The following is a 24,129-nucleotide window of genomic DNA, read 5'->3' as shown; positions in this document are numbered from 1 at the left end:
TTATATCGTTTCTAATTTTTCTTTTTCTAATCGTATCAATGCCTGCTTGTATTCTTCAGGGAAAACCCTAACAAATTTGGGAAGGCATTCTTCCCAATTTTCCAGGATTCTTTGGGCTATTGGGCTAAGTGTAGCATTATAGTGGTTTTCTATAAGACCTTTCAATTCGGCAATATCATTATCGTCCTCTACTTTTAAAAGGTTTAAAGACTCGGTATTGCAATTTTTTCTAAAGGTATTTTTCTCATCAAAGATGTAGGCAATACCTCCACTCATTCCAGCTCCAAAATTTCGTCCTACCTCACCAAGGATAACCGCCGTACCACCGGTCATATACTCGCAACCGTGGTCTCCAATACCCTCTACGACAGCCTGTGCTCCTGAATTTCTAACGCAGAATCGTTCACCTGCTTTTCCGTTTATATAGGCTTCACCCGAGGTTGCACCATAAAGTGTAACGTTTCCGGTAATTACGTTTTCCTCTGGTTTTAAAGTGGACTTGTAAGGTACCTTTATGATTAACTTGGCTCCAGAAAGACCTTTTCCTAAATAATCGTTGGTGTTTCCATTAACGATCATGGTGAGGCCTTTGGTTGCAAATGCACCAAAACTTTGTCCTGCCGAACCAGTGAAATTAAGTTTTAAGGTATTTTCAGGTAAACCATCTACACCATAGATCTTTGAAATTTCATTACTGGTAATTGCTCCAACGGCCCTATCGGTATTGTGGATAGGAAAATCCAATGAGATTTTTTCTTTTCTGAACAATGCTGGATGTGCTTTTTCCAAAATTTCAAACTCAATAGACTTGTCAACATCGTGTTGCTGCTTTTGGGTATTGTAGAATTTGGTTCCCTTTGGCACATCAACCTGATATAAGATTGGTGTAAGGTCTATACCTGCCGCCTTGTAATGTTCCAAAGCTTTTTTACGGTCCAGTTTTTGTACTTGCCCAACCATCTCATTAATAGTCCTAAACCCTAATTGGGCCATTATTTCCCTAAGTTCTTGGGCTACAAAGTACATATAGTTGACAACGTGCTCCGGCTTGCCTTCAAACTTCTTGCGCAGTTCAGGATTTTGGGTCGCAATACCTACTGGGCAAGTGTTTAAATGACATACCCGCATCATGATACACCCTGAGGCTACCAATGGTGCTGTAGCAAATCCAAACTCTTCTGCTCCCAACAAACACGCTATTGCTACATCCCTTCCTGTTTTCAACTGGCCGTCACATTCTAGGACTATCCTGTTCCTTAGGTCGTTCAGTACCAAGGTTTGTTGTGCCTCGGCAATTCCCAGTTCCCATGGAAGTCCGGCGTGTTTTAAGGATGTTAAAGGGGAAGCTCCTGTACCACCGTCATGGCCAGAAATAAGGACAACGTCAGCCTTTGCCTTGGAAACACCAGCTGCTACTGTACCCACTCCTACTTCGGAAACTAATTTAACGTTGATCCTTGCCTCTCGATTTGCAGATTTTAAATCGAAAATCAATTGGGATAAATCTTCTATTGAATATATATCATGATGTGGCGGTGGAGAAATCAATCCCACATATGGTGTGGAATTTCTGGTTTTGGCAATGGACGGATTTACTTTTGGTCCCGGCAATTGTCCACCTTCACCTGGTTTGGCCCCTTGGGCCATTTTTATCTGTATTTCTTTAGCATTGGTCAAATAATTGGAAGTAACCCCAAATCTACCGGAAGCAACTTGTTTGATGGCACTGTTTTTCCAATCCCCGGTTTGGTTCTTGTAAAAACGCTCTGCATCCTCCCCGCCTTCGCCAGAATTACTCTTTCCGCCGATCCTGTTCATGGCGATAGCCAAATTTTCATGGGCTTCCTTGCTAATGGATCCATAAGACATTGCGCCTGTTTTAAAGCGTTTTACTATTTCTGTCCATGGTTCCACTTCATCCAAAGGAATAGGGTCGTAATTGGAGAATTCAAAAAGACCTCGTATAGTCATCAAGTCCTTGGATTGCTCGTTCACCATTTGGGCAAATTCCTTATAGGATTCCGGTTCGTTATTTCTAACCGATTTTTGTAGCATGGCAATACTTAAAGGATTGAAAAGGTGTTTTTCACCATCCCTTCTCCAGCGATATTGTCCGCCGATTTCCAAGTCTAAATTTGCTGCTATATCCTTATCAAGGTAAGCTCTTTGATGACGCTTTGCAATTTCCTTCTCTATTTCATATAGTCCAATGCCCTGTATTCTAGTAGGGGTATTTGGGAAGTATTTGTCTACGGTGGAGGTGTTTATTCCAATACATTCGAACAATTGGGATCCACGGTATGAATTTAGGGTGGAGATTCCAATTTTGTTCATCACTTTAAGTATACCCTTGCCAACAGCTTTGTTGTAGTTGTTAATGGCTTCTTCAAAAGTATATTCTGTGATATCGTGCTCTTCAATTTGTTCCGCAATAATTTCGTTAACCAGATAAGGGTTGATAGCACTTGCCCCAAATCCAAATAATAAGGCAAAATGATGTACTTCCCTAGGTTCGGCAGATTCTATAATTACACTTAATTTGGAACGTTTGCCCAATCTTTGAAGTCCGCTGTTTACAAATGAACATGCCAACAAGGCCGGAATGGGAGCTTTTTCCTTACTAACGTTTCTATCCGATAAAATAATGATATTGGCACCTTCATCAATAGCGTGTTCTGCTTGTAGTAAAAGCGATTCCAAAGCATCTTCAAGTCCGTTGTGTCCCTTTTCTATGTCATATAGCATCGAAATGGAAACTACCTTGTAATCTGGACTTGCGTCATAGTTCTTTATTTTGTCCAGATCTTCCTTGGAAATAACTGGATTTTTAATTTTTAATTTTCGGCAATGAAGCTCGGAAAATTCAAAGATATTATGATCACTTCCCAGGGTTAGGCTAATATCTGTTATTAGCTCTTCGCGAATACCATCCAAGGGTGGGTTGGTAACCTGGGCGAACAATTGCTTAAAGTAGTTGTAAATCAATTGTGGACGATCGGATAAAATGGCGATTGGGGTATCCGACCCCATGGATCCCAAAGGTTCTTTGGCCGTTTTTCCCATAGGAAGTATAATGGTATTTATATCTTCCAAGGTATATCCAAATACCGCTTTTCTCTTTTGTACGGATGCCTCATTTAAGAAAAGTGGACAGTCGTTGTATGGGATATCTTTAAGGTGAACCAAATTCTTGTTCAACCATTCCTTGTACGGATACCTTAATGCAATCTCTTCCTTAATTTCTTCGTCATTGACAATGCGCCCTTCTTCCATGTTTACCAAGAACATTTTACCTGGTTCCAGTCTTCCGTGCATTTCAATATTTTCGGGCTCAATTTCTACGACCCCCACCTCAGACGACATAATAACATAACCATCCTTTGTTACGGAATATCGCGATGGACGCAATCCATTTCTGTCCAATACGGCTCCAATATAGTTTCCGTCTGTAAAAGGAATGGATGCAGGCCCGTCCCATGGTTCCATTAAACAGGAGTGGTACTCATAAAATGCCTTTTTTGCTTCGGACATTTCATTGTTCTTTTCCCAAGCCTCAGGTACCAAGATCATCATAACTTCTGGGAGTGATCTTCCTGTCATTAACAATAGTTCAACAACCATGTCCATGGTAGCGGAATCCGACTTCCCTGGAAGTATTATAGGGATAATATTTTTTATTTCGTCCCCGAACCAATCACTTTTCATTAACTCCTCCCTGGAGCGCATTCTGGTAACATTGCCTCTTAGGGTATTTATTTCCCCGTTATGGCACATATAGCGGAAAGGCTGGGCCAAATCCCAAGTTGGGAAGGTATTGGTGGAAAATCGTTGATGTACAAGGGCCAATCGGGTGACTACCCTTGGATCCATAAGGTCCTTATAATATAGGCTAATATCTTCCGGCATCAAAAGCCCTTTGAAGATTATAATTTTGGTAGAAAGACTTGGAACATAGAAAAACTTGCTTTCAGACAATTTGGAAGCGTTGATAGTATGTTCGGTAACCTTTCTGGCTATGAATAATTTTAAGTTGAAATGGAAGAAATCCTGTTCGTCATTCTCTCGGGCAACAAATACTTGCTTCACGAAAGGCTCGGTCTCTGCAGCTATTCTTCCGGGTATGGATTTGTTCACGGGAACTTCCCTCCATCCCAATAACTTTAAACCTTGTTTTTTAATGTTGTTTTCAAAAACCTTGATACAGTAGTCGCGTTGGTTTTCTTTTTGAGGTAAAAAGACATTGCCAACGGCATAACTACCTGGTTCAGGAAGCTCAAAGTTGCATACGTCCTGAAAAAAATCATGTGGAATATCTATTAGGATTCCAGCACCATCTCCAGTTTTTCCATCCGAACTTACAGCTCCCCTGTGCTCCAGCCTTTCTAATATTTCCAAAGCCTTGTGAATAATATCATTCGACTTTTTTCCTTTTAGACTACAAATAAATCCTGCGCCACAGTTATCATGTTCAAATTCCGGTAGGTACAATCCTTGTTTTCTCAGCTTCATAAAATATCATATTTATTCAAAAATATCAAAATATTTACATTTAATGCAGTGCAATATTAAATAGTGCGAAAGAAATTCAACGTTTATAATTCAACGTTAAAAAAAATGCATATTATGATATTTGAGCCCATTAAATTGGGATATCCTCAATATTAAGGTTTATATATTGATTTTTTTCCTAATAATAGGGGGTTAATAATGTGTAATTAATTGTTTTTGGTTAATTGCCCCATCTAGATTGGGGGTGGTTATTTATTTTTTTTAATTTATCTGGTGTCTACCCTACAAAAATAAGGGGTAAGTTGGTATAATCATTATTATTCTCTTAAAATACTTCGCGAAATTACAATTTTCTGAATTTCTGAAGTGCCTTCATAGATCTGGGTTATCTTGGCGTCCCGCATCATTCTTTCCACATGGTAGTCCTTTACAAAGCCATTGCCGCCATGAATTTGTACCGCTTCTATAGTGGTGTCCATGGCTACTTGGGAAGCATAAAGTTTTGCCATGGCACTTGAAAGGTCATAGCTATTGCCTTGGTCCTTGTCCCATGCCGCTTTATAGACCATATGTCTTGCTGCTTCAATTTGGGTGTGCATATCTGCAAGCTTAAAGGCTATGGCCTGATGGTTGCTGATTTCCGTGCCAAAAGCCTTTCTTTCCTTAGAGTATTTTTTGGCCAGTTCATATGCCCCGGCAGCAATTCCCAATGCCTGTGCCGCTATTCCTATTCGTCCTCCGGCCAGTGTCTTCATGGCAAATTTAAAACCAAATCCATCTTCGCCAATTCTGTTTTCTTTGGGTACTTTTACATCATTAAAGATTAGTGAATGTGTATCACTTCCCCTGATGCCCAATTTATTTTCCTTAGGGCCTATTTCGAAACCTGGCATGCCCTTTTCTACAATTAGGGCATTTATTCCTTTATGTCCTTTTGCAATATCGGTCTGGGCAATTACCAAATATATTTCAGCTGAATTTCCGTTGGTTATCCAGTTTTTGGTGCCATTTAATACATAGTGGTCACCATGGTCAACAGCAGTGGTTTTTTGGGATGTGGCGTCACTGCCAGCTTCAGGTTCTGAAAGGCAGAACGCCCCAATACATTGTCCTGTGGACAAGCGGGTTAAATATTTTTCTTTCTGTGCTTCACTGCCAAAAGTTTCCAGTCCCCAGCAAACCAAAGAATTGTTGACAGATACAATTACCGAAGCCGAGGCGTCAACCTTGGAAAGTTCTTCCATAACCAGGGCATAAGATATGGTGTCCAGGCCACTTCCTCCGTACTTGGGGTCTACCATCATTCCCATAAATCCCAGTTCGCTCATTTTCTTTACTTGCTCTGCCGGGAATTTCTGGGCGTCATCCCTTTCTATGACTCCGGGTAGCAATTCATTCTGGGCAAAATCCCTTGCTGCCTTCTGTATCATCAACTGTTCTTCCGAAAGTGTAAAATCCATTTGTGTAGAAAAAAAATATGAGAATGATACAAATATACGAGTATAGAATGGAATAATAATGGGGAATAAAAACATTAAAACCTAATCTATATTTTTATATTTGTTCGGTTGTATACTTTTTGCTGAAAAAGAACTTAACAATTATGAGACAACATTAGCTAGTCTGGGAAATTAAACCAAAGCATGGGAAATGTTCCCTTGTTAGCAAATGAAATCAATGAATTAATTGTGAAGTGCAATGAAAGAGTTATTAAAAATATACGAAAATAAGGCACCTGAAATTGTTTTTAACTGGAAAGATCCGGAAACGGAAGCAGAAGGGTGGACGGTGATAAATTCCCTTCGTGGAGGGGCCGCTGGTGGCGGTACTAGAATGAGGGACGGATTGGATATGAACGAGGTATTGTCCTTGGCCAAAACGATGGAGGTGAAATTTACGGTTTCGGGGCCTCCGATTGGAGGAGCAAAATCCGGAATTAATTTTGATCCAAACGATCCTAGAAAATCCGGGGTACTTAAAAGGTGGTACCATGCTGTGGCGCCATTGTTGAAAAGTTATTACGGTACGGGAGGGGATTTAAATGTTGATGAGATTCATGAGGTTATCCCCATTACTGAAGACGCTGGGGTTTGGCATCCGCAAGAGGGTGTTTTTAACGGTCATTTTAAACCAACCGAAGCGGACAAGATCAATAGGATAGGTCAATTAAGATTGGGAGTTGTTAAGGTGTTGGAGGGGGAAGACTACTCGCCATCGGTGGCCAGGAAATTTACGGTTGCGGATATGATAACCGGTTTTGGAGTAGCGGAAGCGGTTAAACATTATTATGACATACACGGTGGTTCGGTAAAGGATAAAAGGGCCATTGTGCAGGGTTTTGGAAATGTAGGTTCCGCAGCGGCCTTTTATTTGGCCAAAATGGGCGCGAAAGTGGTCGGGATAATAGATAGGGCCGGAGGGGTTATTAATGAGAACGGGTATACTTTGGAAGAGATTAGAACATTCTTTCTGAATAAAAAGGGAAATGAGCTTTTTGCGGATAATATTATTCCATTTGCTGAAATGAACGATAGAATATGGAACCTGCCCGCCGAAATTTTTGTTCCCTGCGCAGCATCCAGATTGGTGACTAAGGAACAGATATCCAAAATGATCCATGCCGGGTTACAAGTGATTAGCTGCGGAGCCAATGTGCCCTTTGCTGATAAAGAGATATTTTTTGGTCCAATAATGGAGTATACGGACGAACGTATTAGTCTAATTCCCGATTTTATATCCAACTGTGGAATGGCGCGGGTCTTTGCCTATTTTATGGAGGGGAGGGTGGCAATGGATGACGAACTTATTTTTAATGACACATCTAATACCATTAGAAACGCAATTTTAAATATATTTGACCAAAATAAATCAAAAGTCAATCTCAGTAAAACCGGATTTGAGATTGCGTTAAAACAATTAATCTAAACCAATAATAGCATGGAGACCATTATTATTATTTTATTCGTTGCCGGTTACTTGGCAATAACATTGGAGCATAACCTGAAAATAGACAAATTAATCCCCGCTTTGGCTATGATGGCTCTGTTGTGGGCGGTTATTGCTCTGGCGCATATGCCGGTTTTTGAGGTCAATGCCGAGCTCCGGGAGTTGGAGGCGACCCATATAGATGAGATTTTGCTGCATCATCTCGGAAAAACGGCAGAAATATTGGTCTTCCTCTTGGGTGCCATGACCATTGTGGAAATAATTGATTACTTCGATGGTTTTGCGACCATAAAAGGTTTTATAAAAACCAGGAGTAAAAGAAAATTATTATGGTTGTTCTCCATATTGGCCTTTATACTTTCGGCCATTATTGATAACCTAACCGCTACCATCGTTTTGATTACCATTCTACAGAAGGTGATCAACGATAGGGAAACAAGACTTTGGTTTGCAGGTATGATAATTATTGCAGCCAATGCTGGTGGTGCCTGGTCTCCAATTGGGGATGTTACCACTACCATGTTGTGGATTGCCAATAAGGTATCTGCGGCCCAATTGATAGAACACGTTCTTTTGCCTTCTATAATTTGTATGGTGGTTCCTACCTTTATTGCTAGTAGATATAAGGCATTCTCAGGGAATATTGATACCGATATGGATGAAGAGGAACCAACGAAGTCCAAGTACGGTGCAACCATGCTTTATTTAGGGTTAGGGGCTATTATATTTGTTCCTTTTTTCAAAACCATTACCCATTTACCACCTTACGTTGGTATGATGCTTTCTTTGGCTTTGGTAGCTACATTTGCAGAAGTATATAGTAGTTCCAAATTCAGTATTTCCAACATAGATGGTGAAAGTGAGGCGGAATCGCATCACAGCCCTGTGCATAAATCCCTTTCCAAAATTGAATTGCCAAGTATTCTTTTCTTTTTGGGTATTTTAATGGCTGTGGCAGCTTTGGAATCTTTAGGGATGTTGTTCCATTTTGCTGGAACTTTGGATGAGGTGATGCCGATGTTGGGAACAGAATCTCCTGGTGAATTGGTATCGGATTTGGTGGTGCTTTTCCTTGGTGTTGGGTCGGCGGTAATAGATAATGTGCCGCTTGTAGCAGCTAGTATTGGAATGTTTTCCGTAGGAATGGATGATCCAGTTTGGCATTTTATTGCATACTCTGCAGGAACAGGTGGTAGTATGTTGATTATTGGTTCTGCAGCAGGTGTTGTGGCCATGGGAATGGAAAAAATAGACTTCTTCTGGTATTTGAAGAAAATAGCATGGTTGGCATTCCTAGGTTTTGCTGCTGGTGCCATAGGATTTATTTTAATTAGAAATTTAGTGTTGAACGGATAATTTAATCGACAAAAGACCGTTATTAAGGCAACTTAAATAAAGAAAATATATGTTATTGATACAAGACCTGGCTCAAGAGGCGGGATTAGAGGGAGTTGTGTCCGAGGAAAAGACACTTTCTGTAATAGATTTAATAGTAAATGGAGGAACGGGAAGTATCTTGATCATAAGTGTTTTGTTTGTAATGCTCTTTGTGGCACTGTATATTTATTTTGAACGGATTTTTGCGATAAAGGCTGCATCAAAAATAGATAGCAATTTTATGAACCAGATACGGGACCATGTTACCAATGGCAAATTGGATGCGGCCAAAATATTGTGTGCACAGACAGATTCGCCAGTAGCAAGGTTAACGGAAAAGGGAATATCCAGAATTGGGAAGCCATTGGATGATATCAATACGGCTATAGAAAATGCCGGTACCCTGGAAGTGTATAAATTGGAAAAAAATGTAAGTGTATTGGCCACCGTTGCAGGAGCGGCACCCATGATAGGGTTTTTAGGAACCGTAATTGGTATGATTTTGGCATTCCATCAAATGGCAACCAGTGGCGGACAGGCAGAAATGGGGTCCTTGGCCTCTGGTATTTATACGGCAATGACCACTACCGTAGCCGGACTTATTGTAGGTATTATAGCATATATAGGATACAACCATTTGGTAAACAGGACGGATAAGGTAGTGCATAAAATGGAAGCCAATGCGGTGGAATTTTTGGATTTATTGAACGAACCTCTTTAGAACATAACAAATGAAACTAAAAGGTAGAAATAAGGTTAGTCCAGATTTTAGCATGTCCTCTATGACGGACATAGTGTTCCTATTGCTTATCTTTTTTATGCTAACTGCAAATTCGCCCAATGCGTTGGATTTGTTGTTGCCTAAAGCAAAAGGAAAATCTACCAATACCCAAAACGTATCGGTAAGTATCAATAAGAATTTGGAATACTTTGTAAACAACGAGAAGATTAACGGACAGTATATAGAAATTGAATTAAAAAAGGCACTAAAAGGGCAGGAGAAACCTACAATTATTCTTAGGGCAGAAGAGAGCGTTGCCATCAAAGAGGCGGTGAACGTAATGGATATTGCCAATAGAAATAATTACAAGGTTATTTTGGCAGTGCGACCAAATTAATGTCATTACTTAACACGAGACACGAGAAAAAATCATTTACACTTACCACAATTCTGTTGAGTGTACTATTGCTATTGCTTTTTTATATTGGACTCACTTATATGGACCCTCCAATAGAAAACGGTATTTCGGTAAACTTCGGAACAACCGATTTTGGTAGCGGCAGGGTACAGCCAAAAGAAAAGATTAAATCCGAACCCCTCAACACTCCTATTAATGAACCCAAGGTGCAGGAGGAGAAAGTGGAAGAAGTCGTAGAAGAGGTGCCGGAAGAAAAGGTTGCCAAGGAGAAACCTGCCGAAAAATTACTTACCCAGGAAAGTGAAGAATCCATAAAAATAAAACAACAGCAAGAAGCTAAACGCAAGGCGGACGAAGCGGCCAAAAAAGCACAGGCCGAGGCGGAACGCATTGCTCGGGAAAAGAAAGAGGCCGAAGAAAAGGTTAGAAGGGAGCAACAGGCGAAAAAGAATAAATTGGATGAGCTGATCGGAGGAATAAATAAATCCGAAGGAACGGCATCCGGGGGAGAAGGAGATGATAACAAGGCCGGAGATAAAGGCCAGCCAGATGGGGATCCCTATGCAACAAGTTATTACGGAAGTCCAGGTTCGGGTAGTGGAACTGGGGGTTACGGCCTCAATGGACGGTCTTTAGTAAACAAGGGCAAGGTACAACAAGAATGCAACGAAGAAGGTAGGGTAGTAGTCAGAATTACCGTTGATCGAAATGGAAAGGTGGTTAGTGCTGAACCTGGGCAAAAGGGAACTACCAATACCCATCCCTGCCTAATGGAACCCGCAAAGAAAACTGCTTTTATGCATCGATGGAATTTGGATTCCAATGCCCCTAGCCAACAAGTTGGTTTTGTGGTGGTGAATTTTAAATTGGGGGAATAAAGTTTTCCTTCATTGCCCAAATGCAATTTTCCTGCAGTAATTTTACATTTTCATTTACTTTTTTAATTAGATTAATAGAAGGTATTGCAACGGCATTAAGTTCTAACTTCAACAGACGACTTTAAATGACCTATCAGGAAACTTTGGAATGGATGTTTGCACAACTTCCCATGTACCAGCAAAAGGGGATTTCTGCGTTTAAGGGTAAATTGGACAATATACAGGCCCTCTCGGCATATTTAGGTCATCCAGAACGTAAATTTAAAAGTATTCATGTGGCGGGGACCAACGGAAAAGGGTCCAGTAGTCATATGTTGGCCTCTATTTTGCAAGAGGCCGGTTATAGAGTGGGTTTGTACACTTCACCCCACTTAAAGGATTTTAGGGAGCGGATCAGGATTAATGGAAAACCGGTCGGTAAAAAATTCGTGGTCGATTTTATAAAGAATAATAAATTATTTTTTGAGGCACACGACCTTTCGTTTTTCGAAATGACAGTGGGAATGGCCTTTAAGTACTTTGAAAAGGAAAAAATTGATATCGCTATTGTGGAGGTTGGACTGGGAGGCCGATTGGATTCTACCAATATAATTATCCCCGAGGTGTCCTTGATCACCAATATTGGCTATGATCATGTGGAGATGTTGGGCGATACCATTGCCAAAATAGCGTTTGAGAAGGCAGGTATTATTAAGCCGGGAGTACCAGTAGTGATAAGCGAGCTTCAGGAAGAGACAGCAGCGGTTTTTAACAATATAGCAAGGGAAAGAGGCTCTAAAATAATCTTTGCAGGGGAGGTAATCCCTGGAATCTATAAAACCTCCTTGTTAGGGAGCTATCAGGCCAAAAACGTTAAGGGGGTTGTTGCTGCCATTAAGGAATTAAAGGGGTTTAACATAGGGGACAAGCATATTGTGGATGGCTTATTGAATGTCTCTGACAATACGGGCTTGTTGGGTAGATGGCAATATATTGGTGAAAATCCAACAGTTGTTTGTGATACGGCCCATAATACTGAAGGGTTATCCATTGTTTTAAGTCAATTGAAGCAACAGGAATACACCTATCTTCATTTGGTCATTGGATTTGTAAAAGACAAGAATTTGGAACAGATTTTACCTCTTTTTCCAAAACACGCCCATTATTATTTTTGTAGGCCTAACATTCAGAGAGGTTTGGATGAACTGGCCCTTAAAACTCGGGCAATGGAATATGGTTTGGAGGGGGATTCTTATCCTTCTGTAAATGAAGCGCTTAAATCTGCATTGAGGGTTGCGAAAAAATCTGATTTTGTGTTTGTTGGGGGGAGTACTTTTGTTGTAGCCGAAATTGTGTAATTTTTTTTATTTTTTCCTTTGGGGAAAGTAAAAACTATTCTATATTTGCACCCGCCTACCGAAAGACAGGCGTGCTTCTGGAGAAATCAAGAAGCGAATTAAATACTGATTAATTAGGGCTCTTAGCTCAGCTGGTTCAGAGCACCTGCCTTACAAGCAGGGGGTCACTGGTTCGAACCCAGTAGGGCCCACGGTAACAAAGATAAGGCTTCCAAGAAATTGGGAGCCTTTTTTGGTTTATAAAAATGGCCCATTTTAGGCTCACTTTTTTTCAAATTAATAGAATTTGAGCGGTCCAATACTTAGTTGGTTGTTTTGTAAATAACTTATATTCAGTGAATTATATTTATAGATGTTTACGTCTCTAACTGATTGCCAATTCAAAAAGCAGGGGGTCACAAATTATAGTTGTGTTTTGTTTTTGGGTTGCGACTACTAGATAAATCAGTTGAATGAAATATGCCAATTTTCAGGTGCTACGGGAAACGCAATACGTTTGTCCGTCGGTGTTACTGGAAGTAGGGTTTTTATCGAATTGGGAGAAGGCAGAGCATTCTGATAAGGTTTCGAGTATAAGAGCATATGCATTGGTTATTTTAAGTGCGGTATTTAAATATGAGAATACATTTCTAGTCATAAAGACCTAGGTTGGCCTTACCACGATCCGTCGACTAGTCATAATGGAATTTTAATTCAATGATTCAATCGTCACATCCGTACAGTAAGGTACAAGCAAGTATATCTATAACACTTGTTTTAGGTCAATATAACTTTATTGTATTTTTAGAATATATTATTTTATCTAAGAGCTGTTTTGCATATATAATCACAAGTGCTTTTTGTTGTGTTCTTCTGTTGTTTGTAGCCAATGATTAAGAACTTTCAACGTTCCGCTTTAAGCTGGTTTAGAATTACCCTAATCAGCAAATCGTTGTGGCCCGCCTCTTCTGATTTCTTCAGACGCATGTGCTTCGAATTTTTTAAAATTCTCCCTAAAAGCATTGGATAGCTTAAAGGCTGCTCTATAATATGCATTGTCATTATTCCAATTAGTTCTAGGGCTAAGAATACTTGATGGAACTCCAGGGCATTCCCTAGGTTGTACAACACCAAAGACAGAATGAATGTGATATTTATCATAACTATATAATCCGAGCTCACCGTTTAGAGCAGCATTAATCATTGCACGGGTATATTTTAGTTTCATCCTAGTTCCTATGCCGTAAGGACCACCTGTCCACCCTGTATTAACCAACCAAACGTTTACACCTGTTTCTATCATTTTCTGACTTAACATTTTACCGTATTCTGCTGGATGTAAGGGCATAAATGGAGCACCAAAACAAGCTGAAAAAGATGGTTCAGGTTCAACTACACCTGCCTCAGTTCCTGCAACTTTTGCCGTATATCCGGAAATGAAATGATATGCTGCCTGACTTGGTGTTAGTTTTGATATTGGAGGCAAGACACCGAATGCATCTGCTGTAAGGAAGAATATGTTTTTAACATTTTTACCTATGGAAGGCTGCATTATATTTTCTATATGCTGAATGGGATAACTTACTCTAGTATTTTGTGTGATGGAAGTGTCCCCAAAGTTTACGGATCGATCGTTATTCAGAATTACATTTTCCAAAAGTGCACCTTTTTTAATGGCTCCATAGATCTCAGGTTCATTCTCCTTTGAAAGATTAATAACTTTGGCATAACATCCTCCCTCAAAATTAAAAACTGAATTATCTTTGGTCCATCCATGTTCGTCGTCGCCAATTAGCTTTCTATTTGGATCCGTTGACAAAGTAGTTTTTCCTGTCCCTGATAATCCAAAGAATATTGCAGTATCACCAGCATTGCCTACATTAGCGGAGCAATGCATTGGTAAGGTATTTTTTTCAACTGGCAGTATAAAATTCAAAGCAGAAAAAATCCCTTTTTTGATTTCCCCAGTATATCCCGTCCCGCCAATAAGCACCACTTTTTTAGTGAAATTTAAAATGGCAAAATTATGCTGACGTGTCCCATCAAGTTCAGCATTCGCCATAAACCCTGGTGCATTAATGACAGTCCATTCTGGTTTGAAGTTTTGTATTTCGTTTTCATTTGGAACAATAAACATATTGAACGCAAACATATTAGACCATGGATACTCGCTTATCACACGTATATTAGTTCTGTAATCTTCGTGAGAACAGGCATAACAATCCCTTACATAGACTTCATTGACATTATTCAGATAATCGATAACTTTATTATAGAGTTTGTCGAATTTTTCTGTTTCGAATGGAATATTTATTGAACCCCACCATATTCTATCCTTAGTTGTCTCATCCTTTACTATAAATCTATCCTTAGGTGACCTTCCTGTGAATTCTCCTGTATTTACCGCCAAAGTCCTATTAGAAGTTTCTACACCTAAACCCTTTTCCAATGTTATTTGATGTAGTTGGTCTGGATGTAACTGATAAAAAATGTTGTCATTTATAATTCCATAGTTCCTCAAGGAAGTTTCTTTGTTTTTAATATTCAATGTATTCATATATTAAATTTTAAATAGTCTTTGTTTTTATTAATTGCAGTAAATACTTTGTCAAAGCCAATACACTTAGTGATCAATTCATTTTTCTAAAAGAATGAAATGATTAGTTTATACCAGTTTATATTCCCAAACCTGGTTGACGGTTGCAAGACAGTGTGTGGGCCCCTCCCAATTTTTCTAGTTTCTATTCCTACTATTGCTGAAACTATAATTATATACTTAAGGCGTAAACCGTATGTCTTTAATATATCCTCTCAGAAAGTTAATATTACTGTAGTACTATCATTAAGTCCGTTAACATTCAATAGTGTAACGGTAACATTTTTTTTTAAAGATAGTTGGCAAAGTGGATGGTTTTTAGAACGGTACAACAAATTACTGAATGGCTCTCCTTTATACGCGAATCAATTGTATATAAAGCCCGCATTTATTCCATAGTTATTAGAGTCGGCGAGGATCATATAATTGGTCGGATTTTCTAAAAGCTATTGATTAATGGAATCCACCAATTGTACATTTAATAAATACATCTTTTCTATTCTTGAAGGGTTGAATAAATATTGTTGTTTTGGATTGATCTCTATACTTTGCCATTCATCACTGGGTGTAATTCTAATGGACTGATCTTCCCCTTTTAAGGATAATGGTAGATTGAACCCAGCGACGGCACGACCCCACTTATAATGGATTTTGTTATTTGGGCCGTCGACATATAAATGTAATTCAGGAATATGCGTAGTATTCAGATATTGATAAAAAACCTTAGTATAATCATATTCGGCTTTCTGTGAAATATAGTCTTGGATTTGCCTACCGTCAACAGTTTTGTTGTGAAATGTCAAATTTAGTCCATTAAGAATATTTCGGAACAATTTATCATCGTCCATACTGTGTCTTATAGTATGTAACATATTTCCCCCTTTTACATACATATCTCCACTACCTTGAGCATTTACGCCATAAGGTGCAATTATGGGTTTGTCATTCTTGATACTCTTTCTTGTACCAAAATTATAGTCATTGCCTGCCTCTTCTCCATAAATATAATCTACAAATAATGTTTCACTATAATTGGTAAAACTCTCGTGAATGTACATATCGGCAAGGTCATTGCTAGTAATATTGTTTCCGAACCACTCATGTCCACTTTCATGGATAATAATAAAATCCCATGTTAGGCCTAATCCGGTTCCTGAGCCATCCCGGCCCCTATATCCAGGTCTGTATTTATTGCCGTAGGTCACTGCCGACTGGTGTTCCATTCCGGTGTTATCTGTTTCAATTAATTTGTATCCGTCTTCATAAAAAGGGTAGGGGCCAAACCAATACTCAAAGCTATCGAGCATATTATGAACTTCTCTTGGCATATAGTTTTTGGCTTTTTCCAAATTATAGTCCAGTACCCAATAATTAATCTCCAAATCTCCTTTTAATCCCAAATAGTTTTCTTTGAAATTAACGTAATGACCTATGTTTGGAATGAGGGTATAATTGCTTATTGGGTTTTCCACAGCCCATTTATATGAAATGGTATTATCATTGTTTTTTTTTGTTTCGATCAACTTTCCGTTGGCAACAGCAACAAGATCCTTTGGAACTGTCATGGTTAAGGAGGCTCCATTATCAGGTTCATCACTCTGGTGATCCTTGTTCGGGTACCATATGGAAGCACCTAGGCCTTGGCATGTTACTGTCATCCATGGTCGGCCTTTTTCATCCTTTGTAAAGGTCCATCCACCATCCCATGGTGGTCTTATTGCAACATGGGGATTTCCACTAAAAAATATTGTTACTACATGCTCTGTATTAATGGACTGTTCTTCTGTTTTTATATAAAATACACTTCCTTCCCTCAAGTATTCAAGCCTTTTAAGACCGTCATAGATTATGCTATCTATCTTCATGGGTTCTTTTAGGTCAATTTGCATTACGGGAGGGTGGTCTTCTTGGATTACCTTATAAGTGATCAAATTACTTCCTGAAATGTACTTTTTGTCATAATCGGGTCTTATGCTTATATCGTAATGCAAAATATCCCACCATTCCCTTTCGGGGGTTATTGTGCCCCTTAATGAATCCATACGTGTGTAAGATAGGGCATCGTGTTGAGAGAAGGTTTGGAAGCCTACAATGAAACAGATAATTAAGGTGAAGGTTTTCATAAATCAATCAATTAAAAATTTATGTACGGACGTAAAAGATTTTATCATGCTTTTATTAAAAATATAATGGAATTGGTGAACTATTGGATCAAATTTGATAACAAATAAATCAATAAACAAGGTCTGTTACTATATGTGGTAATATTGTATTAATTTTTGCTAAAATGTGTAATAACCAGTGAATTGGACTTTGTAATAGTAGAGTTGTATAACTTGATTGGTCTTTTTTAGGAAAGGATACTTTTGGTCTGGATATCATAACAGACAATTAGAATATAACTGGAAAAACTTGTCTATAATATCAGTTCTGGGTAATGGTCTGGCAACAAGAAGGTAAAATTAGTTTTGTTATTTAAGTAAATTTAGATTGCTTATCCAAATGAATTTTGAGTTCTTTTGTGAAATTCATGGAAGCTCTAATTGTTGGTCGTAAAAGGTTGACTTATGGGTAGTTCGCATAACATATTACCTATTGTCAATACTATATTGCCTTATATGCCTTACTCTGACATTTATTTTTCTAAATTTCGAGAAGCAAACTTTTAAACTGTTGATATTAAACGATTATAACTTTATTTGGTGGGAGTTATAATTTCTGTTTTTTACGATTTATGAATGACCATATAAAATGTATAATACAGAATATTTTGTAAGTTAATAAGCCGGCAAGAACGTTTTGAAAATAATTTATTTCCAATCACTGAAGAAAAAACCAACCTTGAAAATAATTTAAGTTTTATAACCATTTAGCTTTAAGTTAATGAATCTAGATTATACAATATGAGAATAATTTGCTACCATGTAATGTTAATACTAGTGCTAGTTCTTCAATTATCTTCCTGTACTTCTAAAACGTCGCCAGCACAGAGATCACTAGTGTTTAATCAAAATGAAAAAGTTGTCTTTTTGGGGAATGCTTTCTTTGAAAATGCTGTTGCATACGGAGAAATTGAAACGACATTCTCCCTTAGTTTTCCTAATAAAAATATCACTTTCCGCAACATTGGCTGGAGCGGTGATAACGTTTACGCACACGCACGCTCAAGGGCGCGTGATGGTCAAAAATTTGGAAGCCCTGAAGAAGGATTCGGTATGTTGACCGAACAAATAACCGACCTTAAACCGGACAAAATATTTATCGCGTATGGTTTTAATGAATCCTTTGATGATGACGCTGGCATTGAAGCTTATCGTAAGGGCCTAAATCGCCTATTAGAAATGCTTGGTCAGCATTGCCCTGAACTTATTCTTGTTTCTGCGATACCAATGGAAAAAGGTTTTGGTATTCCTGCAGAGCATATAGAATCAAGAAATAAGGCGCTTAAAAAGTATGTAGAAATCACCGAAGAGGTAGCCTTTAAAGGGGAGTACCGTTTCATTGATCTATTTACTCCTTTCAGCAAAGAGAATAAATACACTACGAACGGTATACATCTATCCTCGGAGGGATATCGCAAAGCTGGGGATTTAATTGCAGAAGCATTAATATTTCCCCAACTAGTGATAAAAATTGACTCTAAAAAAGCCGATGATATCCGTAATGCTATTATCAAAAAGAACACGCTTTTCTTTCACCGTTGGCGACCTCAGAATGATGCATATGTCTACGGACTTCGTAAACATGAACAACGCATTGCACAGGAAGAACCTGCACAGATCGAGCCATTTATTGTAAAACAGGAATTTGCAATTACATCCTTACTTGAGAAATTATGATTAATAATATTAAAGGAACATCATATTTGTTTATCTGCATCGGTCTATTGATCCAAACCCTACAAGCACAAAATGACCTGCGTGATATACCGAAACCGGATTTGAAAAAAGAGCAAGCCTCTTTTTCTATCGCTGAAGGGTTCGAAATAAGTCTTTATACGGCCAGTCCTATGATTGAAAAACCTACCCAAATTAATTTCGACAACGAGGGTAGGCTCTGGGTTTGTGGGAGCCATTTGTATCCTCAGTTAAACGTAAATGAGGAGCCCAGCGACCGGATTGTAATACTTGAAGACACGGATAAGGATGGGGTGGCAGATAAATCTATTATTTTTTATGATAAGTTAATTATGCCCAACGGAATACTGCCAGATAACGAAGGTGGGGCCTATGTGGCAAGTAGTGACAAGCTAATTCATCTTAGTGATACCAATGGTGATGGGAAAGCTGACAAATCGGAAGTCTTGCTAACTGGATTTGGAACTGAAGATACGCACCATACTCTTCATAGACTTGGTTGGGGACCTGGAGGAAAGATTTACATGCAGCAAGGTTTTTATGTTTCTTCGCACGTAGAAACTGCCTATGGGCCTCGTCATCTCAAGGGTTCTGGTCTCTGGACCTATGATCCTGAAACAAGGCGTTTGGAAATCTTCACAAAGGGGTATATTAATCCTTGGGGGCATGCATTCAATTATTGGGGTCAGACTTTCGAGGCAGATGGGGCTGGTACGGGTTTTGGACATAGTTTCCCTAATTCCGTTGTTGTAACTTCTCCTGGCGAATCCCAATCTGTACCATCCCTTACCCCAAATAGTCCCAAAGCCTGTGGTATTGAAATTATTAGCGGGAAACACTTTCCTTCATCATGGACCGGCAATGTCATTACCAACGATTTCCGTGCGCACATAACAGATCGTTACTCCATTGAAGCCAATGGAAGTTCTTACAAAGCAAAACTGGAGCCTACTTTTTTAAAGTCAAAGCACATATCCTTTCGTCCTGTAGATGTAACAATGGGCCCTGATGGAGCTCTGTACCTGGCTGACTGGTATAGTCCCATTATTCAACATGGAGAAGTTGATTTTCGGGATCAGCGGAGAGATCACGTGAATGGTCGCGTCTGGCGAATTACTGCAAAAGGAAGGCCTTTACTTCAAAAGCCCGACTATAATAAGCTTAGCATTCCTGAATTGCTAGACCTGCTAAAGGCGGAGGAAAACTGGGTGAGGCTACTTGCAAAACAAACTTTGAAAACAAAAGAAGTAAAACAGGTAACTAATGCATTGGACAAGTGGGTACTGAACCTCGATTCCCAGGAACCTAAATATGATCATCATCGGCTCGAAGCGCTCTGGACAGTGCAGACTCTAAACTTAATGGACATAGACTTGCTTAAATCTGTATTGAAATCGAAAAATGCAAGTGCTCGATCAGCTGCTGTTAGGGTCCTTTATTATTGGAACGAGAAAGTTCCCGATGCACTAGTTTTACTTAAAACTGCGGTTCAAGACTTGGATACCAGTGTCCGGCGTGAGGCAATTATTGCGCTGAGCAAATTCAGGACAGTTGAGGCTTTTAAAACTGCCCTACTTGCCCACAATCGGAATATGGATCAATACTACTCGTTTGCATTACGTGAAACCAGTCGTATATTATCAAAATATTGGCTTCCTTCCTTTTTAAAAGGAGACTTTGATACCAAGACAGGTGAAGGTGCATTGATTTTTGCACTTAAATCAACAGAAGACCAGAAGGTGATTCAGCCGTTAATTGATTTTTATAGGAATAGCAAAAGTCCGGATGCAAGCATCTTATCTTTAATTGGAAAAATTGGTAATCCTAAGCAGTTAAATTTTCTTACGGAAATTGCTAGTGTAAAATACCATCCTCACCAAAGTGATGCGGCCATTAGTCTACTAATTGCAGCCAAAAATAGAGGGGTTTTTCCTATTAGGAATAAGGCCGAGGCGCTTCAAAACCTTTTTGCATATGGTGACGAAGATGTCCAAGTCACCGCCTGTGCTCTTGCAGGTTATTGGAAAAACGCAGAATTTATCGATTTTTTAAAACAAAAACTTAGCAAACCAACTACAAGCTATGCTGTCCAAGAAAGTGCTGCTCAAGCTTTGACGATGTTTAAAACTGGCGACATTCGTGACTTTTTTGTCAAGATTATTGGTGAAGATCGTACCATTGGGACTACCAAGTTGGCAGTAGTTGCGTTGGTTCATGTTGACTTGGATGAGGGGGTAAAAGCAATAGTTCATCTATTGGGTAAAGAACTTGACGAAGAAACTATAGATTATTTAATTAAGACAATCATAAAGAAAGAAGGGGCGCTTACAGCCTTAAGTTCAGCATTGGAAGGAAAAACAATATCCGCTGAAACCGCTACACTGGCGTCTCGTTTTGTTCAAGCATCAGGACGTGAGGGAGTAGGAGAATTAATGGCTGCTTTAGCCGAAGCGGGCTCAATAGAATCTACCTCTGTTGTGTCTAATTATGGCTTAAGTATTCAGGATATCTTGAGAAAATTAAAGGATGGTGACGCAAGGAAAGGCAAGGAAGTGTATCTAAGACCACAGATTGCCTGTGTCGCATGCCATAAGGTCAAAGGTGTGGGCTCTAGTGATGTTGGACCGGATCTAGGAAGTATTGGTGCTAGTGCTCCTGCAGACTACATCATTGAGTCATTGATTGAACCAAGCAAAAAAATAAAAGAAGGTTTTAAATCTACTGCAATCACAACTAAAAATGGGGACTTTTATACAGGCGCAATCGTTTATGAAGACACGAACATCATCAAAATTAAAACTTCTTCAGGAACAGAAGTTTCCTTGCAAAAAAAATTAATTGAATCTCGAGAAGCAAGTAAAGTTTCAATGATGCCAGCTGGGCTGACAAATTCCTTAAATGAGGGAGATTTTATTGATCTCCTAAAGTATCTCACCGTACTAGGAAAAAACCATTAATTGGATAAGACTCTATAATAACTGAATAAAAATGACTATTAGAAAATAAAGCAATGTCAATTATATTGGCATTAATTTCTTGTCCTAGGCCAGGTCTTAACTTGCGATTAACTTGGACTTTTTCATCCATAGGTTCAGTAACACCTCTGCTCTAATTTCCTGTATTTAAGCTAGAATGACCTAGGCTAATAATACTGAGTCATTAGTTGCTTCAGTTATTCAAATGGTCATGTCTAAGAAAATTAATTTAAATACAAAATTCACTAAAATCACATATCTATTAATTCAAAATGCGGACCTTATGATTGAACAAATATTCCATAACGAATTAAAACATATCCAAAATAAATTGATATGCTCTCAACCAATTCCAATCGGATACAATGAAAGGTTTAATAAAACTAGTTTCCTATTCTTGGTCTTGATTACAGTATGTAATTTTTGCTGGGCACAATCAAAAATTGAGAAAAATAATATTCCTGATAGGCCAATAAGGTTTGTCAAAATGAAAATAGCCTCCGAAAGCTTTGAATCGGTTGGTGTGTTTGACGTTAACAATGATAAAATACCGGACATTGTTTCTGGTGCATTTTGGTACGAAGGTCCTGATTATACTGACCGTCACTCTGTAAATTCTCCCAAGCGCTATGGGGAATATTGGGATGATTTTTCTACCATACCATTAGATGTTAATGGAGATGGCCGAACGGATATTATTTCGGGAGGTTGGTTTGGCAAGCAGTTGATTTGGAAAGAAAACCCTGGCAGCGAAGAGAAATGGCCAGAGCATCAAATAGCCATAACAGGGAGTATAGAGACTACTAGATCATGGGATATTGATGGGGATGGAACATTGGAAATTATCCCCAATACTCCCAAAGATTCCTTAGTAATTTATCGTTTAATCAAAGTGGGAGAAGATAGGGGTTCTGGAAAATTTACGGCCCATAGAATTTCAGGAAAGAACGGCCATGGGCTGGGTTTTGGTGATGTTAATGGAGATGGAAGGGGCGATCTTATCGTCCACAATGGATGGTTGAAAGCTCCGATGAAACCTTTTAAAGATGCCTGGGATTTTCATCCTGATTTCGATTTCGGGACTGCTAGTATTCCAATTCTTGTAGTGGATGTAAATAAAGATGGTCTAAACGACCTCATTGTAGGTCAGGCTCATGACTATGGTTTGGATTGGTATGAACAAAAAGTAGACGGTACAACAAATGGCAGGAGTTGGACAAAGCACTCCATTGATCCTTATAATTCTCAATTCCATACCCTGGAATGGACAGATTTGGACGGAGATGGTGAAGGAGAACTTATAACGGGGAAACGTTACAGGTCCCACAATGGAACAGATCCTGGTGGGAAGGATTTGGTTGGAATCTATTATTATAAATGGAATGGGGAAAGCTTTAGTAAAGAGGTAATTAGTTACGGAATCTTTGGCGAAGGTAAGGGAACTGGAATATATTTTGAACTATATGATTTGACGGGATCCGGAAGAAAGGATATTATCGTGGCAGGTAAGGACGGTCTTTACATTTTCTATAATAAACTATTATAAGGAATTATCAATTGAAAAGTTGACGATAGTAAGTCATTTCGTTTAGCCAACACAATTTTATGCAGTCCAGGAGGTGCATTTCTTAGCCTTATGTATTCGAATAACTTATTAGCTTTTGCATATACTATATTACCCAACATTGTTCGTCCAATAATTATTTGTTTTATTTTCAGCAATCATAATTGTAAATCCTTAATTGTTAAATAATTAGTAGTGTTTCCGGTTAGATTTTGATTATTGCATGGACAGATTTTTTAGGTTGGTGCTGAGTGGAATAATCCAATGGGAACTATTCATATTTATGATCATAGGTTTGGACTCTTTATGGGTGTATTGCTACATTCTAAATTGTAAACGGATTTATATTGATAAAAGCATAAGTAATTATATAATCAAAAAAGTTAGTAATTAAGATGTCTATGAGTTTTGATTTGAACCAACCCTAACCAAATTGTGAAAAGCGTAGATGAAAATGGATTATAATCTTATATAATTAACATTAAAATGGAAGATTTTAATTGGATATTTCAATTTCTAGGCAGGTTACATCCTTTACTAGTACATTTCCCAATAGGATTGTTGGTCGTTACCTTTATTTTTGAGCTGTTCACAATTGGAGGAAAGCGTCAAGGATTAAGGGATGGTATTTATTGGATGGTGTGTATAGGGGCCGCGACTGCTGCAGTAGCTGCTTTAATGGGATGGTTGCTTCGTAATTACGATGACTTTACCGGGGATCTGGTGAACTACCACCAATATACGGGGATAGCAACAGCTGTCCTAGGCGTAATAACAGCCTTGTTGTTAAGGAATGTGGTAAACAAAAAATTGCCGGATTACCGTGTATATAGATTCGGACTTTTTATAACGGTCGTAGTACTGACCATTGCAGGACATTTGGGGGCAAACCTAACCCACGGCGAAGACTATTTGACGAGCATTTTACCGGGCAATAACAATACCTACGACAATAGTAAATCGGTTGCACTG

Annotated in this window: 15 protein-coding genes and 1 tRNA gene; 12 read left to right on the top strand and 4 right to left on the bottom strand. The window is 38.8% G+C overall.

Features of this window, described 5'->3' with window-relative positions:
• Both gltB and BUA60_RS22190 read right to left on the bottom strand, forming a co-directional pair.
• Positions 1-4,509, bottom strand: a complete 4,509-nt coding sequence (gene gltB, locus BUA60_RS22195; protein WP_072865684.1) for a glutamate synthase large subunit — start codon at positions 4,507-4,509, stop codon at positions 1-3.
• Between the two features lie 317 nt (positions 4,510-4,826).
• On the bottom strand, positions 4,827-5,969 hold the full coding sequence (locus BUA60_RS22190; RefSeq protein ID WP_072865682.1) for an acyl-CoA dehydrogenase: 1,143 nt from the start codon (positions 5,967-5,969) through the stop codon (positions 4,827-4,829).
• Positions 5,970-6,207: 238 nt separating this feature from the next.
• Here BUA60_RS22190 and BUA60_RS22185 point away from each other — a divergent pair, with 238 nt between their 5' ends.
• The 8 genes from BUA60_RS22185 (at position 6,208) to BUA60_RS22150 (ending at position 12,833) form a co-directional block, all read left to right on the top strand.
• Positions 6,208-7,434 (top strand): Glu/Leu/Phe/Val dehydrogenase dimerization domain-containing protein, encoded by a 1,227-nt coding sequence (locus BUA60_RS22185; protein ID WP_072865680.1) that lies wholly within the window; start codon positions 6,208-6,210, stop codon positions 7,432-7,434.
• A 12-nt stretch (positions 7,435-7,446) separates the two neighbouring features.
• The gene (gene nhaD, locus BUA60_RS22180) at positions 7,447-8,811 is read left to right on the top strand and encodes a sodium:proton antiporter NhaD (RefSeq protein WP_072865678.1); all 1,365 of its coding nucleotides are present in this window, start codon (positions 7,447-7,449) and stop codon (positions 8,809-8,811) included.
• A gap of 49 nt (positions 8,812-8,860) precedes the next feature.
• Positions 8,861-9,553, top strand: a complete 693-nt coding sequence (locus BUA60_RS22175; RefSeq protein ID WP_072865676.1) for a MotA/TolQ/ExbB proton channel family protein — start codon at positions 8,861-8,863, stop codon at positions 9,551-9,553.
• Between the two features lie 10 nt (positions 9,554-9,563).
• Complete coding sequence (locus tag BUA60_RS22170) at positions 9,564-9,950, top strand: ExbD/TolR family protein (protein WP_031445231.1); 387 nt, start codon at positions 9,564-9,566, stop codon at positions 9,948-9,950.
• Positions 9,950-10,849: an energy transducer TonB gene (locus BUA60_RS22165; protein WP_072865674.1), complete on the top strand. Its 900-nt coding sequence runs from the start codon at positions 9,950-9,952 to the stop codon at positions 10,847-10,849. The genes BUA60_RS22170 and BUA60_RS22165 overlap by 1 nt, the downstream gene beginning before the upstream one ends.
• Positions 10,850-10,974: 125 nt before the next feature.
• Positions 10,975-12,186, top strand: a complete 1,212-nt coding sequence (locus BUA60_RS22160; protein WP_072865672.1) for a bifunctional folylpolyglutamate synthase/dihydrofolate synthase — start codon at positions 10,975-10,977, stop codon at positions 12,184-12,186.
• A 116-nt stretch (positions 12,187-12,302) separates the two neighbouring features.
• A tRNA-Val gene (locus BUA60_RS22155) sits at positions 12,303-12,377 on the top strand.
• A 261-nt stretch (positions 12,378-12,638) separates the two neighbouring features.
• Positions 12,639-12,833 (top strand): N-acetylmuramoyl-L-alanine amidase, encoded by a 195-nt coding sequence (locus BUA60_RS22150; protein ID WP_072865670.1) that lies wholly within the window; start codon positions 12,639-12,641, stop codon positions 12,831-12,833.
• 269 nt (positions 12,834-13,102) lie between these two features.
• On the opposite strand, the gene pckA is transcribed toward BUA60_RS22150, so the two are convergent.
• Entirely contained in the window at positions 13,103-14,722 is a 1,620-nt protein-coding gene (pckA, locus tag BUA60_RS22145; RefSeq protein ID WP_072865668.1) for a phosphoenolpyruvate carboxykinase (ATP), read from the bottom strand.
• Between the two features lie 485 nt (positions 14,723-15,207).
• Complete coding sequence (locus BUA60_RS22140; protein ID WP_072865666.1) at positions 15,208-16,884, bottom strand: M1 family aminopeptidase; 1,677 nt, start codon at positions 16,882-16,884, stop codon at positions 15,208-15,210.
• A 780-nt stretch (positions 16,885-17,664) separates the two neighbouring features.
• Between BUA60_RS22140 and BUA60_RS22135 the strand changes: the two genes are divergently transcribed.
• The 4 genes from BUA60_RS22135 to BUA60_RS22120 form a co-directional block, all read left to right on the top strand.
• On the top strand, positions 17,665-18,600 hold the full coding sequence (locus tag BUA60_RS22135; protein ID WP_084532726.1) for an SGNH/GDSL hydrolase family protein: 936 nt from the start codon (positions 17,665-17,667) through the stop codon (positions 18,598-18,600).
• Complete coding sequence (locus BUA60_RS22130; protein ID WP_072865662.1) at positions 18,597-21,575, top strand: PVC-type heme-binding CxxCH protein; 2,979 nt, start codon at positions 18,597-18,599, stop codon at positions 21,573-21,575. Before BUA60_RS22135 ends, BUA60_RS22130 begins: the two co-directional genes overlap by 4 nt.
• Before the next feature lie 505 nt (positions 21,576-22,080).
• Positions 22,081-23,139, top strand: a complete 1,059-nt coding sequence (locus BUA60_RS22125; RefSeq protein WP_218587959.1) for an FG-GAP repeat domain-containing protein — start codon at positions 22,081-22,083, stop codon at positions 23,137-23,139.
• Positions 23,140-23,643: 504 nt separating this feature from the next.
• The coding region (locus tag BUA60_RS22120; RefSeq protein WP_317043227.1) for a DUF2231 domain-containing protein at positions 23,644-24,129 on the top strand (486 nt) is incomplete at its 3' end.

Origin of the sequence: Arenibacter palladensis (assembly GCF_900129275.1) — a bacterium.
In the GTDB taxonomy this organism is placed as follows: domain Bacteria; phylum Bacteroidota; class Bacteroidia; order Flavobacteriales; family Flavobacteriaceae; genus Arenibacter; species Arenibacter palladensis.
This window is presented reverse-complemented; position numbering and strand designations above follow the sequence as displayed.